Origin of the sequence: Atopobium sp. oral taxon 810 str. F0209 (assembly GCF_000466405.1) — a bacterium.
In the GTDB taxonomy this organism is placed as follows: domain Bacteria; phylum Actinomycetota; class Coriobacteriia; order Coriobacteriales; family Atopobiaceae; genus Olegusella.
In genome coordinates this window covers 16,623-33,139 of record NZ_KE952944.1, presented here as the reverse complement: position 1 = coordinate 33,139, position 16,517 = coordinate 16,623, and the positions used below count along the sequence as shown (strand labels likewise).

Genomic DNA, 16,517 nt, shown 5'->3' with positions numbered 1-16,517 from the left:
GCTGGGGCTATTTTTATCCCGCGTTCTATCAATATGGTGGCGTCTGACCGGGTTAAAAGGCCGAATGTCTAGGACTTGCTAGGCTCAAGCGTTCGAGGAGTTGAGTGCGCATGTCGCGTAACTCACGAGTATCAGCAGTCTTGACGAGGCTGATGGTGCTGCTCGTGAATTTTTGCGCCTGGCGTTCTAACGCCCATACTACTTGGTCCATACGTTGTGCACTGAGGAAATCGTTACTCAAGACGGGGATGACTTTGATGCCCAGTGCTTGTATATCTCGCGAGCGCCTGCGATCCGCTGCTTGATGACTGATTTCTCTTTTGCGCCAGCGATCCATTTGATCGGTGGCTATACCAGCTTGCAGAGGGTCAAAGTGAAATCCGCTACTTTCATATTCCAAGTCACAGAGCCACTGTGGATAGTACAGATCGGGGTGAAAATTATTTCGACCTACATATAGACGCACATCGTCTGGGATGGAAATTTTTGGGTTAAGAATGGGCCGCGGAAGGCCGTATCCACCCAACTCTTCAGGAAGCGTCAGCGTGAGGGCAAGGGCGGTTTCCATTGGCGAAGCGGAATTATCCGCGCAGTACTTAAGAGCAGTCTCGAGTTTGTGACGGTATCTGCGCATATTTGCCGCTTTGATAAAGGCTGCTATGCGTGCACATGTTGTAGCAGGATAGTCACAATTAACAAAACTTCGTTCTTTGTAGAGAGAGCCATCGCGTTGTGGGCGCAGAGAATAACGCCCACAGAATTCCATTATTACAAGCGCAAGGTCAATAATATCTAGCTTAGGGGCAAGTTGCATGATGGTGAGCTCGGGACTCGAAATCGCGAGACTTGGATCAATGGGAAATATCGCTTCTGTGGGTAACTTGCGTGACAGCATAATCGTACGAGATTTTGTACGTTGATATCGGTGATTTAGGTTGAAGACTCCCAGCTCTAAAGGGTGTTCTGTATCGATGGCACATCTATCGATAAATCGGCTGAGATCTGTCTTTGCAAGAGGGTTGACGCTGTCAAAGTCAAAGTTGCTATCTTCAAGAGTATGTCTAGACGGTATGGATAACTCAGAATTGGACACGAGTTGTTCGGTGCAGAGCGTTGAATGAAATATAGCTAAAGACTCTGCGTTTGGAATGCCTTTGTCTGCAGGAAATGAAAGTTGTATCTGTGGCAGGTCAACGAGAGGCTCCTTGATGGCATTTCCCCGATTTGAATGACTGCGGATAATGCGCGTGAGGAGTAACGCGGATAACCCGACAACAATTTCCAATTTTGCCCCTTAAGCCAAAAAAACATCCACACTATTCACCATATAATTAAAATACATATCCAGTAACCTGCGGTTTTTAGATATATAAATATAATAGTGTGGATGTTTTTTGCTGTCATTTGAGAAAAATGAAAATATATACACCCGTAAAGCCCCATATAGAATGGGGTGAATTTTTGGCCTATTGCTCCACCGTAGAGAAATGTGCCTCACAAAAGTGCAGGTAAAGCTAGGTGTTTTTGAGCTAAATTTCACGCCCCGTATGTATGGGGCAGAATTGCTGGCTAGAGTCCTCTATGTACTGAGGTCATATTACTCATAAGTATGGTTTGAGGCGCCTTAAAACGGCTTAGAATCAGTCATAAATAATGCAAATAAACACAGATTAAATTGAAGGTGTCGAAAACTGTCTTTGGTTGAAATACTATTGCGTAAAAAGGGAATGTTTCCTTAGATAAACTTAATCCTAGCAACAAAATGGATGATAGAACTATCATCCATTTTGTTGCGCCTAATTAGAATCGCCATTGCATGTGAAGGGGCAGCATGCTGTTATTAGATAAAACGCTTTTAAGACTGTCTAAAGGACTCTGGGGTTGGATAGTTGCCATTGTTATAGTGCGATTTGCACAACTTATCGGCGTTACTCTGTTTGCGGAGGTTATCGGTACTTTTCTGGGTAATTTGGCAAGTCCTCATCCTGATACTACAAAGTTAGCAGCTGCGGCTTCCGCCGCAGCTGCCGCTTCGTTACTTACCTTGGTTACGCGTCTTGCGCAGGGGGAGCTGCAGTACCGCACCACCGCTTCTGCCCGTGTTCATTTGCGCGAAGTCATCTTTGACAAGGTTCTTGCTCTGGATGTAGGTGGTATCGAAAAAATTGGTCCGGTATCAGCTATTACTTCATCAGCGGATGCTGTTGAGCAGATGCAAACCTATTACTCCCTCTATTTGCCTTCGTTGATTTTTTCGGTAATTGCTCCTGTATATCTGTTTTTCCATTTAGCACCTATGTCGCTGTCTATAGCGGTATTGTTGCTGGTAGTGTCTGTAGTGCTCTTGCCGCTCAACAACTTGTTCCGCCATCAGATAGAAGCTCTGCGCCGTCGCTATTGGGTTTCGGTTGAAGACATGACGGCGTACTTCCTTGATTCGGTGCGAGGACTGACGAGTATCAAACTTTTTGACCGCGATGCGGATCGCAGCCAGACTCTACAATCCAAGGCTCGCCGCTTGAGCGCAGATATCAACGAATTCATGCGTATCAACTTTAGCTCGCACTTTGTAAATGAAGCGCTTATGTATTTGGCTATAACCATTGCACTTGTCATCGTATGTTTCGACTTGGCAGCGGCTAGGATAAATGTGGGCTCTGGCCTCACCATTCTCTTGCTTGCTTATGGTTATTTCGCGTCAATACGCCAGCTAATGGATGCAACTCACGATGCGCTCACCGCAGTATCGGCTGCCACAAAGGTCGAAGATATCTTTGCTGTTGATACTTCCCGAGCTTACAATCCTCAAGCGCCTACCGATCCCGAGGCATATGACGGTATCCGATTGGAGCATGTGAGTTTCAGCTACCCCGAGTCTAAGAATCGTATGGCTCTCAATAATGTTTCGCTTCGGGTGCCTCGCGGCAAGACAATTGCGCTGGTAGGGCTTTCGGGCTGCGGTAAGTCAACGGTTGCGGCGCTTCTTGCGCGCTTTATAGATCCCACAGCTGGCAATCTTTATATCGATGGGCAAAACTATCTCAGTCTTACTCCCGAAGAGCTGCGTTATCACGTAGCGATGGTTCCTCAGACAGTCAGTCTCTTTACGGGTAGTATCCGCGAAAATCTTCAGATTGCCGCTCCGAATGCAAATGACGAAAAGCTTTATGAGGCGCTGGACGAAGCTGCCTTGGGTGATTGGGTGCGTAGTCTTCCTGACAAATTAGATACTGCAGTAGGTGACGCGGGGTCGCGTCTTTCGGGTGGTCAACGTCAAAAAATGGGTATCGCACGCGTACTCTTGTCGCAGGCGAAGTATCTTATCTTTGATGAGTCGACTTCCTCGGTCGACGAAGCGAGCGAGCAGGAGATTTGGCACTGCATCCGTAAATTGTCACGTACCCGTACGTTAGTAATTATCTCTCATCGCCTTTCAACCATTCGCTGGGCAGATTGTATTTATGTTCTCGAACACGGCTGTGTCACGGCACGGGGCACGCATGAAGAGCTTATGCAGCATGAGGGTCTCTACCAGCAACTTGTCGCAGAACAAGCAAAGCTCGAAGGAGCTGCAGCATGAGTAAAAAGAAAAGCTACAGCTATGCATATCCACTTCCTGTGCTCGCAATTCGGCTACTGCGCATAGGCAAGCCAATCGCTCCCTATCTTGTGGTGTCTGCGCTTGCGTCAATTGTGGGCAATCTGGCACGTCTAGGCGTTATGGGTTTTGGTGCCGCTGCGATTTTGAATGTAGCCCAAATGTTGGCCGGTGATTGGCGCATCTATCTTGCAATGGTAGTTTTTAGCAGCAGTCTTATCGCGCTGTGCCGTTACCTTGAGGGACGTTACTCGCATGTAGGTGCTTATAACTTGTTGGCACAGCTGCGTGTACATCTATTTGAGGAAATCGACCGCTTGGCACCTACAATTTTGATTGAACGCAGTCAAGGTGAGTTGCTATCTATTGCAGTAACTGATGTTGAAACCCTAGAGTTCTTTTTTGCACATACGATAGGTCCGCTGTCCACAGTTGTGCTTGTGCCTCTCGCTGCGCTTATTGTGGCGGCGCGCGTGCATCTTTTGTATGTTGCGGTACTCCTGCCGATTTTTGTGCTGACGAGTGTTTTGATTCCGTTGCTAGCTTTACGTGTAGGCAGAAGCATTGGCCTAAGGTATCGAGCCGCTCTCGCGCAACTCAAATCATTGGTACTTGAAAGCGTGTATGGCATACGAGACATCCAGATATTCAATGCAGGTCAACAGCGCAAAAGTCAGGTTCTAGAAGCAAATGAGCGGGTTAATAGCTCTGCGCACGGATTGGCCCTGCATCAGCAGGCAGTATCCGCGCTTCCTGACTTCTTTGTCTATCTAGCGCGTATTTTGGTAGTTGTTGTAGCGGCAAGTCTTGCGGCAGCAGGCGTGGGGAATCCTGCTGGAGCGATTATCGTCTCCTTTGTTGCAACGGCATCGTTTTCGTCGACGTTCTCCTTAACGTTCGTGGTAACGCACTTGCTCGAAGCATTTGCTGCTGCAGATCGGATTTTCCGTATTGAAGATTGCGCCGCAGCAATTACAGAGACGGGACATGAGGATTGCGGTCCGATTCAGTCTATCGAGTTTGAGGACGTGAGCTTTACCTATCCTGGTGCAAATACCGCCGTATTGAATGGCGCTGTCCTGCATATCAGAGCGGGTGAACGTATTGGCATTGCGGGCCCCAGTGGTGCAGGTAAATCAACGAGTTTTCGTTTGCTGTTGCGTTTTTATGACCCCAATCAGGGACACATTAGGATTAATGGTGTTGATGCACGAGAGATCTCTCTAAATGTTTTGCGTCGGCGCATAGCATTGCTCGAACAGGATACTTATCTTTTTGATTGTTCCATTGCAGATAACATTGCATTTGCGCAGCCAACAGCAACGCTTGAAGAGGTGAGGCGTGCTGCCAAACGAGCAGGCATTGCAGATCTTATCGAGAGCCTGCCTGAAGGTTATGATACGCAAATGGGCCAGATGGGAGCGCGCCTTTCGGGTGGCGAGCGCCAACGTATAGGTATTGCGCGTGTGCTGCTAGCCAATCCTGATGTCATTGTGATGGACGAGCCAACAAGTGCGCTTGATGTGCTGCACGAGCGCGAGCTAGTGCATACGTTGCAAACGGTGTACGCCGACAAGACCATCATTATGGTTTCGCATAGGCCTTCGACCTTATCATCATGCGATCGCGTTTATCAGCTTGAAGACCGCAAATTTATCAAGCAAGTATCTGATTAGACGGGCGCTCTAAGAGTGCCCTAAGCTTGATACTGTTCCAGCCAAACAGCTACGCCCTGCTTGTCAAAAGAGGGGCAAATCTCATCAGCATCCCTAAGAATTTCGGGTGTGGAGTTAGCCATTGCGACAAAAGTACCAACATGGCCAATCATTGAGTAATCGTTGCCGCTATCACCAAATGCGACAGAACGCGAAATGTCGAGCTTCAGCTCCTGACAAAGCTGTTCAAGCGCGGCGCCCTTGTTGATGCCAGCGTAGGTAAGCTCATATTCGATCGGTCCCATCCGAGCGATATCCAGCTGGCCAAGCGCGTGCAAGCGCTGGCCAGCCTCATCGGCTAGTGCGGCGGTCTCAAAGCTGCATTCCATTTTGAAGACTGTGTCGGGGTGCGTAGCCATGGCTTCATGGATGGAATCTACCGGTTTCATACCTGCCATTGCGTTTATGATGTCTTCCTCGCTATTGGCTTCGCCTAAGCCGTCCGATCCTCCGCGTGCCATATATGTAATTGCGCGACGCTCGCGGTAAGTCTCACTTTCATAAAAGACAAACCATGCGGGGTTAAGGTCATCAAGGGTAGAAAAAACAGTGCTTACCAGCTCATCGGGCATTTCATTTTCAAAAAGAACACTCTGGTCGGTCTGGCGACGCACAACTGATCCATTAAGCGTTACCAGCCAATCGACCCAGTCCCATACCAGCAAGTTGTGGAGCATATGCAGAGGACGACCGCTCACCACGGAGACTTGAGCACCGTGGTCATGAGCATATTTAAGTGCTGCTTGGACACGTGGATGCATTTCGCCCGAAACCGTATCGATAGTGGTGCCATCAAGGTCAAAGGCAACAAGCGAGAAGGGATAGGTTTGCATTTGCACGTGCTGCGGCACAGGAATTCCTTTCGATAGGGATTGACAGCGGCTTACTCAACTTCGAGTGGTTGGAACTGATAGGTTATGCAGTTAACATAACCTCTGTTGGTGATGCGTAGCACAGGCACACAAGCCAGCGACATAATGCCCATAGTCATAAACGGCGAGGGCATAGTGCATCCCATTGTGCGCCACGCTTCCTCGACTTGAGCAACTTTTTCAGCGATAAGCTCGATGCGCTGGTCGGAAAGCAGACCAAAGACAGGCAGCTCGACTAGCGCGAGCACCTTACCATCTTGGACGGCGACTTCGCCACCGCCACATTCGATGAGGGTGCGTGCAGCTAGGGCCATATCATCGTCGTTGTCGCCTGCAACCAGCAGGTTATGAGCATCATGTGCTACGGTCTGGGCGAGGGCACCGTGAATACCAAAGCCATGCAGGAAGCCAGCTGCATGTGTGCCTGTAGCATGATGGCGCTCAAAGACACAGACCTTAATCAAATCGTTTGTGGGGTCACTGAGCAGCTCGCCGTCCTTGGCAGGGACTTCCATGACAAGATCATCAGTTACTGTTGAGCCAGGAGCAGAGCCAATGACGTGCACCTTGACGGGGCCATCGGCCTTATCAGTGGGAATACGGAAACTTTTGGGAGTAATTTCCATCCCGAGGTTCATGGTGTGCGTATACTCCTGTGGCCAGTCGTAGGGTTCAAAGTCAAAGAGGGGTTTACCATCCTCAGCAACTAATTCACCATCAATAAAGACTTGGTGGACATTGAATTCATCCAAGCTATCGCATAGCACAATATCGGCACATTTCCCGGGGATAATCGCCCCTAAATCATGGTCAAGATGGAAGCATGTAGCTGTGTTGAGAGTTGCCATCTGTATTGCTTCGATAGGATTGATGCCGCAACTCACTGCAAGACGCAGCAAGCGATCCACGTGTCCATCCTCAACAATAGTGCGTGGTTGATTGTCATCGGAGCACAGTGTGCAGAATCTACTATCAATCTGATGATGTGTCACTGCAGGAGCTAGACGTTTCATATTTTGCCAAGCAGAACCCTGGCGCAATTGTACATACATGCCTAAGCGCAGTTTTGCGACTACGTCTTCGGGACGGTAGGATTCATGATCTGCTGTGATGCCTGCGGCGATGTAGGCGTTGAGATCACGATCATGCTCGGGCACAGTGTAATGGCCAGTGACGGTGCGCCCTGCTTTGAGAGTTTCCGCAACCTCATTAAGAGCATTGTCTTCGCAGGAAAGAATGCCAGGGTAGTTCATCATTTCGCCGAGGGCTACTGTGTCATCGCGTTGCATTTCTTGGGCGATATCGATAGCGGTGACCTCAGCGCCGGTATCTTCAAAACCTGGCACTGCCGGCACACAACTTGGTGTGGTAACCATCGCTTTGAGTGGTGTGCGTTTGGCATCGGCTTCAGCGGCATGTACTGCTGCAAGACCTGCAACGTTGGCGATTTCGTGCGGATCCCACATGATGGTTGTGGTGCCATGAGGAACAACCGCGCGAGCATACTCGGCGGGCGAACACATGGATGATTCAATGTGGATGTGTGAGTCAATAAGACCGGGCAAGGCATAGTAGCCCGTAGCATCTACAACTTTGGTGTTAGGTCCAATACAATGCTCTGCGGTCTTTCCCTCCAAACCCAGGTAAGCCACGCGGCCAGCAACGACAGCAATATCTGCATCTTTTAGCAGTTCGCGGGTGGTAGTAGAAACTAACGTTGCATGGCGAATGACCAAATCCGCGGCTTGCTCACCGCGTGCAACGTGGATGAGGTCACGTTGGCACTCCCATTGGGACTTTTTGCAATAGGTGTTGAACATGGCGGCTCCAATCCATGGATTTTGCTTCTCAACATAATACCCCGCAGTTAAACAAAACAATTCTCACTGGTGGGATAATTAGAAATGACGGAAAAATGTCAAAGCAACGTGAGGGAGGCAGCAGCTATGGAAAACGAGCTAAGAATCGCAACTATCGGTACCAGTGCGATTTGTGAGAGGTTTCTTGATGCGGTAGCAAAAACTGAAGGTGTACGCCTAGTAGGCTGTTATTCGCGTGCGCTCGTGCGGGCAAAAGATTTTGCACAAAAGCATGGCGCAGAGTTGGCGTTTGATGATCTTGCTGAATTGGCTGCTTCACCTGATGTGGATGCAGTGTATATCGCAAGCCCCAATGCGCTACATGGACCTCAGGCAAAACAACTCATTGCAGGTGGCAAGCATGTGTTGGTAGAGAAAGCTTTTGCATCGAATGCCATCGAGGCGGCAGAAGTATTTGCTGCTGCAGAAGCCGCGGGTGTTATTGCGATGGAAGCAATGCGCAATCTTTATGACCCTGGTTTTGCCAAGATTGAACAGAATTTAGACCGCCTGGGAACTATTCGCCAAGCAACTCTGCGCTTCTCTAAAATTACTTCTCGCATGGCGCGATTGCTCGCTGGTGAGCGTGTCAGTCAGTTTGATCCATTGCTTTCCGAGGGTGCGCTGATGGATATTGGCATCTATACCATGGAGCCTGCAGTAGCGCTCTTTGGTCGCCCACAGCGCGTACTAGCTGCAGGAATTTGCGCAGCGGTTCCTGGCGAGCCCGTTGATAGCGCTTACGGAAAGATTGATCTAGCGGGTGAAATGCTGCTTGACTACGGCGACAAGGTGGTGAACCTTTCCTATGGAAAGGTGACTGACGATCTTATCCCATCTCAGATTCAAGGTGAAAAAGCCACGCTGACTATTGGAACGCTGCCTAACTGCTCACAGTTAAAGCTCGTGACGCATGTGGATGCAGGTATGGCATATGGCACTGTGGGTGGTGCGGAAGAAGAGCTCCCTGTTGTGACGCCTGAAAACGATATGGTGTGTGAGTTGTCCTTCTTCCGTGATGCGGTCGCGGGGAAAGCCGAAGCGCTTAAACGCGTTCATCAATTCCAGCAGGTGACCTGTGATGCGCTAACCACAATGGACGAAGCCCGCAGACAGCTTGGTGTGCGCTTCCCTGCAGACAAGTAGCTAGAGAGTGCCCACTAGAGAGTGCTCACGTGCGTGCTTGTGGCATTTTGCGTCCGAATGTCTCAGTAAATCACAAGCTTTATGAGTATTTGTGGCAGTGCGGCAGCCGAGCTAGGCAACAAAGCTCGGCTGCCGCTATACTTTGGCCTGCAAGTGAGTTGGGTGGGTTCGGGCGACGTACTGTTCCGAACCTGGTCAGGGCCGGAAGGCAGCAGCCATAAGGAGCCTCGGGCGGGCGCCCGTTCCCACCGAGCGCACTTGCGGTCGCCCCGAGACTTTCTGAAAGCCCCGGGGCGTCATCATACATAACGACGTTAGGAACCTATGGACATCGTCAACTTTTTTGTCGACCTTCTCCGCGATCCCCGCAGCGCTATCGCAAGCTGGATTGCGATGGGACCTGTTGCTGCATATGGCTTTGTCTTTTTGATTATTTTCATTGAAACAGGGGTTGTGTTCTTTCCCTTTCTACCTGGTGATTCTCTACTTTTTGCATCAGGCTTTTTTGCTGCAACGGGTGACTTTAATATCTACCTTTTGCTGGCAGTGGCGTGGTGCGCTGCAATTTTGGGCGATCAATGCAACTTTTTGATTGGTCACTTTCTGGGTAAGCGCATTATCGATTCAGGCAAAGTAAAGGCTATGACGCCTGAGCGCATAGAGAAGTCCGAGGCGTTTTTGGATAAATGGGGTCGTCTTGCAATTTTTCTCGGGCGTTTCTTTCCCTTTATTCGTACTTTTGTGCCCTTCCTTGCTGGCATGGGTGGCATGAAGTGGCACCACTTTGTGCTCTTTAATATCCTCGGCGGTATTACTTGGTCAACACTTTTCCTGCTTTTGGGCTATTTCTTTGGTGGTATCCCTGCAGTGCAAGCGCACTTTGAACTGGTGGTTGTTGGCATTATCTTAGTTTCAGTTATCCCGATGATCGTTGGCTTGATTCGTGGCCGCCTCAATAAATAAGCGGTTTTAATAAGCATCCTTTCACAGATGGTTCATTCTTCGAGTTTTCGAAAAATGTGACCTGCGCGTTTATGCTCGCCTACTTCGAAGCTTGAACCATCTGCGAATTTTATGCCCGAAATTCGAACCATCTATGACAAGAGCATGCGATCGTTTGCGAGCTCGCCTCCGGAGACCTCTTCAAATTTTTGAAGCAGATCGTGCACATGTAACTGCCGTTTTTCGTCGTCGCGTACGTCGAAAATGATATGACCCTCATGCATCATGATAAGACGGTTGCCCAAGCGAATGGCGTCGTTCATATTGTGCGTAACCATGAGCGTAGTCAGGTTGTACTCTCCTACGAGTTTTTCAGTCAAATCTAATACTTTTGAAGCAGTCTTGGGGTCAAGAGCAGCGGTATGCTCATCTAAAAGTAACAGCTTTGGCTTTTTGAGTATGGCCATCAAAAGCGTAAGTGCTTGACGTTGTCCACCAGAGAGTAGTCCCACCTTGGAAGTCATGCGATCTTCAAGACCTAGGTCTAGCTCGGCTAGGCGTTCATGGTAAAGGGCATGTTCATTTTTGCTGATACCCCAGCTGAGCCCACGGCTTGCCCCACGCCGCGCTGCAAGAGAAAGATTCTCAATGATTTGCATGTCAGCGGCAGTACCTCGCATGGGATCTTGAAAAACGCGACCGAGATTGACAGCGCGTTTGTGTTCACGTAGCCGACTGATATCCTGTCCATCCAAGATGACCTGACCGCCATCAAGGGGAAAGACACCTGCGATACTATTGAGTAGGGTGGACTTGCCAGCCCCGTTGCCACCTATGACTGTGACAAAGTCGCCAGGATTGAGATGCAGATTTACATCAATGAGTGCTGGCTTTTCGTTAACGGTGCCTTTGTTGAAGGTCTTACTGACGCCTTTAAGTACGAGCATTAGCACTCACCTCCTTTTGCGTAAACGCGACGCTGTTGATTGCGCTCCCAGATAACGGGTACAACCAACGCAAGAGCAACAATAACTGCAGACAGCAATTTCATATCATTGGCATCCATGCCCATCTGAAGCACAATCGCACGGATGAGGAAATATACGACAGAGCCTACTACGGCTGATGTGAGGCGGCTGCCAAAGGCCTGTAATTTATTTGGGGTTAGACGTCCAAGTACTTCGCCGATGACAATAGCAGCAAGGCCAATAACGATGGCGCCTGTTCCCATACCAATGTCGGCATACTTTTGGCTTTGGCAAATGAGCGCACCCGATAGACCCACAAAACCGTTGGAAAGCATCAGGGCAAAGAGCTTAGTAATACGTACATCTATACCCAGCGCACGACACATATCTTCGTTTTGGCCAGTGGCGCGCATTGCCGAACCAATCTCAGTACCAAAAAACCAGTAGAGGAATACGATCGCCAAAATGGCGACAACGATTCCCACAACAAACGTTGCGTTATCGCGAGAAATATGCAAAAGGGATGCTGTGCGAGTAAAAACAGTATCGACGTTTAAGAGCGGCGTGTTGGATTTGCCCATGACACGCAAATTGATGGACCAAAGCGCGATTTGAGTCAGAATTCCCGCCAAAATCGCTGGAATATCAAAGAGAGTGTGAAGCAGACCAGTAACTGCTCCTGCAACAACACCAGCGAGTGTGCCCAGCAGTACTGCGATGAGTGGATCAAGGCCCATTCCTACCGAACAAACTGCTGCAACACAGCCCCCTAATGCAAAGCTGCCGTCAACGGTGAGGTCTGCAATGTCGAGCATTTTGTACGTGATGAAGACCCCGAGCACCATTACACCCCAAAGGATGCCCTGAGATACAGCTCCCGAAAGCGCTAATAGCATGTAGTTCTCCCCAACATAGTCTTTTGTTGCCAGCCTAAAGCCCGCGCCGCACTTGTTGATAATCGTGTGTGGGCAATTTTGAGGCTATCCAATATAAGAAAAGCGCGGTTCATAAGAAAAGCGTTGTCCTAGGCATCCAATTTTGAAAGGTCAATGCCTAAGGTTTTAGCAATTTCTTTGTTAGTTGCCAAGGTGCACTCAGAGACATCTAGATGTTCGATAGGCATCTCGGCGGGCTTTGCTTCTCCGTTGAGAATTTTGACAGCCATCTCGCCTGTCTTGTAACCCAATTTTTCATAATCAATGCCGTAGGTAGCCAGGCCGCCGTTTGCAACCATTCCGCTTTCACCACAGATGATGGGGAGTTTGTGCTCGGTTGCGACCATAGAAACGGTTTGCATGCCTGCCGCGATGGTGTTATCTGTGGGCGCGTAGATAACATCTACCTTGCCGATCATAGACTCAACAACCTGCTGAATCTCATTGGAGCTTGATACTGTGTAGTCTTCGGCGTCTAGCTTACGTGTACGGGCAGCATCGTGGGCCATTTCGGCTTGTACGCTAGAGTTGGACTCTGCAGTGCAGTAAAGAATTGCTACCTTCTTGGCATCAGGCAGGAGCTTTTGCAGCAGATCAAACTGCTCTTCAACAGGAGTGAGGTCAGAGGTACCTGTGACGTTTCCTCCAGGAGCATCATTGTCGGCCACAAGTCCCGAGGCGGCGTAGTCAGTAATGGCAGTGCCGACTATGGGAATATCAGTTGTGGCGCCTGCTACAGCCTGGCAAGCTGGAGTTGCTATGGCAAGGATGAGGTCGTTGCCCTCATTGACTAACTTTGAGGCAATAGTTTGGCAGGCGGATTGGTCATTTTGGGCATTTTGCTGGTCAATGGTGTATTTGATACCCGAATCATCTAGCGCTTTGACAAAGCCCTTGTTTGCAGCATCAAGTGCAGCATGCTCAGTTAGCTGTAATACGCCAATCTTGGATTCGCCCTCACCAGAGGCGGAACTGCCAGAGCCAGCATTAGAACAAGCAGAAAGTCCAAAGGCGGCTAATCCCATACCTCCCAATACGCTAAGTGCACGACGACGTGTGATAGTTTTTGACATGTCGTTCCTCCTCATGAGCTCCGCCACACATTGCCGTATAGCGGTAATTTGTTTCCGTGTCACCTTTGGAGACAAGGTGACTGGACTATCATCGCTGTGTGCATCCTGTTGGATGCCTCGCAACAACAATTGATTACAGAGTCGTAACCGGTGGGATAAAGAAATGAATAAAATCCTGTTCATCTGTCACGGAAATATCTGCAGATCGACAATGGCAGAGAGCGTGATGAAAGATTTAGTGCGTAAAGCAGGACGCCAGCATGAATTTGTCATTGACTCTGCTGCAACCAGTCGTGAAGAAATTGGCAATCCTGTGCATCGCGGTACTGTGCGCAAGTTGCATAAAGAAGGAGTGCCTGTCTGCGAACATTATGCACGGCAGTTCCGTGCCTCTGAGTATGGCGATTGGAACTTAATTGTTTATATGGACGATTGTTTATATGGACGACGAGAACCTTGGTGGATTGCATCGTATTTGCAGAGACGATCCTGAAGATAAGTTTGTCAAATTGCTTTCCTTTGTGGATGGAAAGCCTGGGCAAAGTGCAGCTAACGTTGCAGATCCTTGGTACACCGGCGATTTTGATGCTACTTGGCGCGATGTGCTTTCTGGCTGCAAAGCACTGCTCGCGTATGTAGGGTAAGCAAAGCTAGTCGGTTTTCGCGTCAGTTTTGTTGGGCGGACTTGGTAAAGACCTATCTTGTACAGTGCTTGTTTGCAAGCCTTCAATACGCGCTTCGGTTTGTGCTTTCCATACTGCGAGAGTTTGTTTGGTTTTTTCACCAGCCTCGGAGAGCGCTACATTGACCGCTTTGGCAACAGGTGCCAAGGCTTTGGCGGTCTGCTCGGCAGATTCCTCCGCAGCGCCGCGTACGGCTCCTCCCATGGTATTCCACAAAAAACTGTTAATGATATGTTTGCTATTTTCATCTAGCGAATTAAGCGAATCGGTGACTGCTCGGATTCCTGCGGGACTTTGTCCCATGATACCTGCGAGGTCATGAATGTCATGGGAGATAAATGCTTGATAGAGTTCGTCAACGAACTTCTTGCGTCCCTGCAAATCAAGGCTGGCGAGCAGTTCGTTGAAGGCCTGCCCCACATGAACGCTTGCTTGGCGCACTGCATCTCCACGCACCAATTTGTCGCGCATAACCTGCCAATTAACCGCGCTGTGCTCCATAACACCTTGGGCGCTTGATTTGACGAGAACGGGTTCTACTGCATGCGAGAAAAGTCCTGCTACGAGGCTGTATTCGGGCGTAAAGAGATGTGTGCGCTCGCGCAGGCGCTCAAAGGTTGAGAGTGGAAGTACGGCATCGTCAAACCCTGGAGAGTCATTGCACCAAAGTTCAATAATACGTTCGTCGAGCTCTGGCGCCATAGCAACTGCATAGGCAGCCAGGTTGCCGCCTTTTGAATGCCCACCAACCCGCAAGGGACCATCTGTCAGGCTTGCGATTTGGCGAAGGTAGGCAAGTGCATCTTTCTGTGCGGGGACGATACTGTAGCTGATATCACAGTCCTCAATCCATCCTACCAAGCTGTCATCGGTGCCGCGAAACGAGAGGTAACTGCTGCCATCAGACAGATAAAGCGTCAACGCAGCAAATTGCTCACGTGCCTCTTCGTCAAAGCGCGTCTCGTAGTAACCGAGCTTTGCATTGGCAAAACGCTGGCCCGACTTGACCATGTATCCCAATAGTTCGTTAGTACGGTCCGAAATGAGTGGTCCCGTGCTAGGCAATACCTTTTGCGTAGAAAATCTATGCCAGACCTCAGAGGTATCAAGGAATTCACAAGTAGAAAGTACGTTATCGAGCTTTAGATAAGACAGCTGGGAGAGTATGATATTATCCACTTCATTGAAAGGAACGTGGTCAAAATCGAAGTCACCAAACCAATCTAAGTAGTCAAACATATCTGCCATGAACGCCTCTCCTTTATCGGTATTTTTATAGTACCCAAGGAGGGTTCACGGTTAGACTACTCTCACAACGAGACTGCTAAATAAATGCATGGTGACGATAGTTTGGACCATATGAATAACGAAAAACTTTTTACTCAAACAAGCCCAACTCGTTTGTTTTTTACGGCAGCGCTGCCTGGTGCTGTAAGCATGGTTGCTTCTTCGCTCTATAACGTGAGCGAAGGTCTTTTTGTAGGGCGCTTTCTTGGTAGTGCGGCGTTTGCAGCGGTCAATCTTGCGCTACCGCTTGTCATTATCAATTATGCAATTGCAGATTTGCTGGGTGTGGGGTCCTCTGTGCCCATCTCAATTGCGCTGGGCCGTGGTGATGAGGATGAGGCTAACAATATTTTTTCAAGTACCATACTGTTAATTTTTGCCGCAGGTTTGCTGACAGGATCGCTGCTTTTCTTTGGAGCGCCGTCTCTCTTTAGGGCAATGGGAGCTGAGGGTGAGCTACTTGATAATGCCGTGAAGTTCTTGCGGGTTAATGCGATGTGGTCGCCCATCACAACCATTATGTATGCAGTAGACAACTATTTGCGTATCTGCGGCCGCATCCGCCGCTCAACGAGTGTCAATATTTTGATGAGCGGCCTAGGCATCGCTTTTATGATTTTGTTTTTAGGTGTTTGGCATCTGGATGTAGCGGCTGCAGGACATGCTTTTTGCTTGGCTACTTTTATAGCAGTGTGTGTGGCATTTTGGCCGTTTTTTAAAGGAGAGCTGCAACTGCATTTTGTGCGGCCTCAGTTTACGTGGGCACTCATTCGTCGGGTAGTGGGCGATGGAACACCTACTTTTCTCAGTAATATTGCGGGTCAAACAACTGCGCTGATATTGAATTTTTTTCTTCTGAAATTAGGTGGTTCCGCTGCGGTTACTATCTACGGCATGGTGATGTATTTTGATGGCATGGTGTTCCCGCTCGTTTATGGCATGCTTGATTCCTTGCAGCCAGCAGTTGGTTTTAATTGGGGGCGCCATGATGTACATCGTGTCAAGCAGATTGAGTTGCGCTGCTTTGCTGCGGCGGCAGTGGTATGCATTGTCGCAATTGTCCTGCTTTGGATTTATCCTGATGAAATTGTTCATGTCTTTATAACGACTGCTAGTGGTGACAATCTGGCAGAGGCTATTCGGGCACTGCGACTATTTTCATTGGGCTATATTGTGCGTTGGCTAGTGATGGGCACATATAGCATGTTGGTGGCGCTCAGCCAGCCGCGTTTGGCTTCGATTTTGTCATTATGCAATGCCTTCATTTTCCCCGTTGCATTGGTGTTTTTGCTGTATCCCTTGGGCCTTTTGGGTATGTGGCTCAACTATGTTTGTGCGGAGTGGCTAGGTGCGATTTTGTCGCTTGCAGCGCTGTATTACTTCCGTCGTGAGCTGCGTGGCGGCAGGATTGAGATAGGTAGATAAGCAAAGCAGAACGG

The 16,517-nt window shown here is 49.1% G+C and carries 13 protein-coding genes and 1 other RNA gene; 7 read left to right on the top strand and 7 right to left on the bottom strand.

Features of this window, described 5'->3' with window-relative positions:
* Nucleotides 1–52: 52 nt before the first annotated feature.
* Nucleotides 53–1,285, bottom strand: a complete 1,233-nt coding sequence (locus HMPREF9069_RS08815; RefSeq protein ID WP_021625776.1) for a hypothetical protein — start codon at nucleotides 1,283–1,285, stop codon at nucleotides 53–55.
* A gap of 546 nt (nucleotides 1,286–1,831) precedes the next feature.
* Between HMPREF9069_RS08815 and HMPREF9069_RS03525 the strand changes: the two genes are divergently transcribed.
* Both HMPREF9069_RS03525 and HMPREF9069_RS03520 read left to right on the top strand, forming a co-directional pair.
* Nucleotides 1,832–3,580, top strand: coding sequence for an ABC transporter ATP-binding protein/permease (locus HMPREF9069_RS03525; protein WP_021625775.1), 1,749 nt, complete (start codon nucleotides 1,832–1,834; stop codon nucleotides 3,578–3,580).
* On the top strand, nucleotides 3,577–5,274 hold the full coding sequence (locus HMPREF9069_RS03520; RefSeq protein ID WP_021625774.1) for an amino acid ABC transporter ATP-binding/permease protein: 1,698 nt from the start codon (nucleotides 3,577–3,579) through the stop codon (nucleotides 5,272–5,274). The genes HMPREF9069_RS03525 and HMPREF9069_RS03520 overlap by 4 nt, the downstream gene beginning before the upstream one ends.
* A 20-nt stretch (nucleotides 5,275–5,294) precedes the next feature.
* Here the strand turns inward: HMPREF9069_RS03520 and HMPREF9069_RS03515 are convergent, their stop codons facing one another.
* Both HMPREF9069_RS03515 and ade read right to left on the bottom strand, forming a co-directional pair.
* Nucleotides 5,295–6,164, bottom strand: a complete 870-nt coding sequence (locus HMPREF9069_RS03515; RefSeq protein ID WP_035438364.1) for an HAD-IIB family hydrolase — start codon at nucleotides 6,162–6,164, stop codon at nucleotides 5,295–5,297.
* Nucleotides 6,165–6,196: 32 nt separating this feature from the next.
* Nucleotides 6,197–8,005 (bottom strand): adenine deaminase, encoded by a 1,809-nt coding sequence (ade, locus tag HMPREF9069_RS03510; protein WP_021625772.1) that lies wholly within the window; start codon nucleotides 8,003–8,005, stop codon nucleotides 6,197–6,199.
* A gap of 126 nt (nucleotides 8,006–8,131) precedes the next feature.
* Here ade and HMPREF9069_RS03505 point away from each other — a divergent pair, with 126 nt between their 5' ends.
* The 3 genes from HMPREF9069_RS03505 to HMPREF9069_RS03500 all read left to right on the top strand — a co-directional run bounded on the left by HMPREF9069_RS03505 (nucleotide 8,132) and on the right by HMPREF9069_RS03500 (nucleotide 10,153).
* Nucleotides 8,132–9,190 (top strand): Gfo/Idh/MocA family protein, encoded by a 1,059-nt coding sequence (locus HMPREF9069_RS03505; protein ID WP_035438362.1) that lies wholly within the window; start codon nucleotides 8,132–8,134, stop codon nucleotides 9,188–9,190.
* 159 nt (nucleotides 9,191–9,349) lie between these two features.
* An RNA gene (gene ffs / locus HMPREF9069_RS09005) (signal recognition particle sRNA small type) lies at nucleotides 9,350–9,445 on the top strand.
* Nucleotides 9,446–9,514: 69 nt separating this feature from the next.
* Nucleotides 9,515–10,153: a VTT domain-containing protein gene (locus HMPREF9069_RS03500; protein WP_021625770.1), complete on the top strand. Its 639-nt coding sequence runs from the start codon at nucleotides 9,515–9,517 to the stop codon at nucleotides 10,151–10,153.
* A gap of 131 nt (nucleotides 10,154–10,284) precedes the next feature.
* Here the strand turns inward: HMPREF9069_RS03500 and HMPREF9069_RS03495 are convergent, their stop codons facing one another.
* The 3 genes from HMPREF9069_RS03495 to HMPREF9069_RS03485 form a co-directional block, all read right to left on the bottom strand.
* Nucleotides 10,285–11,079 (bottom strand): ABC transporter ATP-binding protein, encoded by a 795-nt coding sequence (locus tag HMPREF9069_RS03495; protein WP_021625769.1) that lies wholly within the window; start codon nucleotides 11,077–11,079, stop codon nucleotides 10,285–10,287.
* Nucleotides 11,079–11,996, bottom strand: coding sequence for an ABC transporter permease (locus HMPREF9069_RS03490; RefSeq protein ID WP_021625768.1), 918 nt, complete (start codon nucleotides 11,994–11,996; stop codon nucleotides 11,079–11,081). Before HMPREF9069_RS03490 ends, HMPREF9069_RS03495 begins: the two co-directional genes overlap by 1 nt.
* A gap of 128 nt (nucleotides 11,997–12,124) precedes the next feature.
* Nucleotides 12,125–13,108 carry an ABC transporter substrate-binding protein gene (locus HMPREF9069_RS03485; RefSeq protein ID WP_035438360.1) on the bottom strand — a complete coding sequence of 328 codons (984 nt, stop codon included), beginning with the start codon at nucleotides 13,106–13,108 and terminating at the stop codon, nucleotides 12,125–12,127.
* 211 nt (nucleotides 13,109–13,319) lie between these two features.
* Here HMPREF9069_RS03485 and HMPREF9069_RS09535 point away from each other — a divergent pair, with 211 nt between their 5' ends.
* Nucleotides 13,320–13,601 (top strand): arsenate reductase/protein-tyrosine-phosphatase family protein, encoded by a 282-nt coding sequence (locus HMPREF9069_RS09535; protein ID WP_021625766.1) that lies wholly within the window; start codon nucleotides 13,320–13,322, stop codon nucleotides 13,599–13,601.
* A gap of 157 nt (nucleotides 13,602–13,758) precedes the next feature.
* Here the strand turns inward: HMPREF9069_RS09535 and HMPREF9069_RS03475 are convergent, their stop codons facing one another.
* Nucleotides 13,759–15,039, bottom strand: a complete 1,281-nt coding sequence (locus HMPREF9069_RS03475; RefSeq protein WP_021625764.1) for an Mbeg1-like protein — start codon at nucleotides 15,037–15,039, stop codon at nucleotides 13,759–13,761.
* Between the two features lie 111 nt (nucleotides 15,040–15,150).
* Between HMPREF9069_RS03475 and HMPREF9069_RS03470 the strand changes: the two genes are divergently transcribed.
* On the top strand, nucleotides 15,151–16,503 hold the full coding sequence (locus HMPREF9069_RS03470; RefSeq protein ID WP_035438381.1) for an MATE family efflux transporter: 1,353 nt from the start codon (nucleotides 15,151–15,153) through the stop codon (nucleotides 16,501–16,503).
* Nucleotides 16,504–16,517 lie beyond the last annotated feature (14 nt).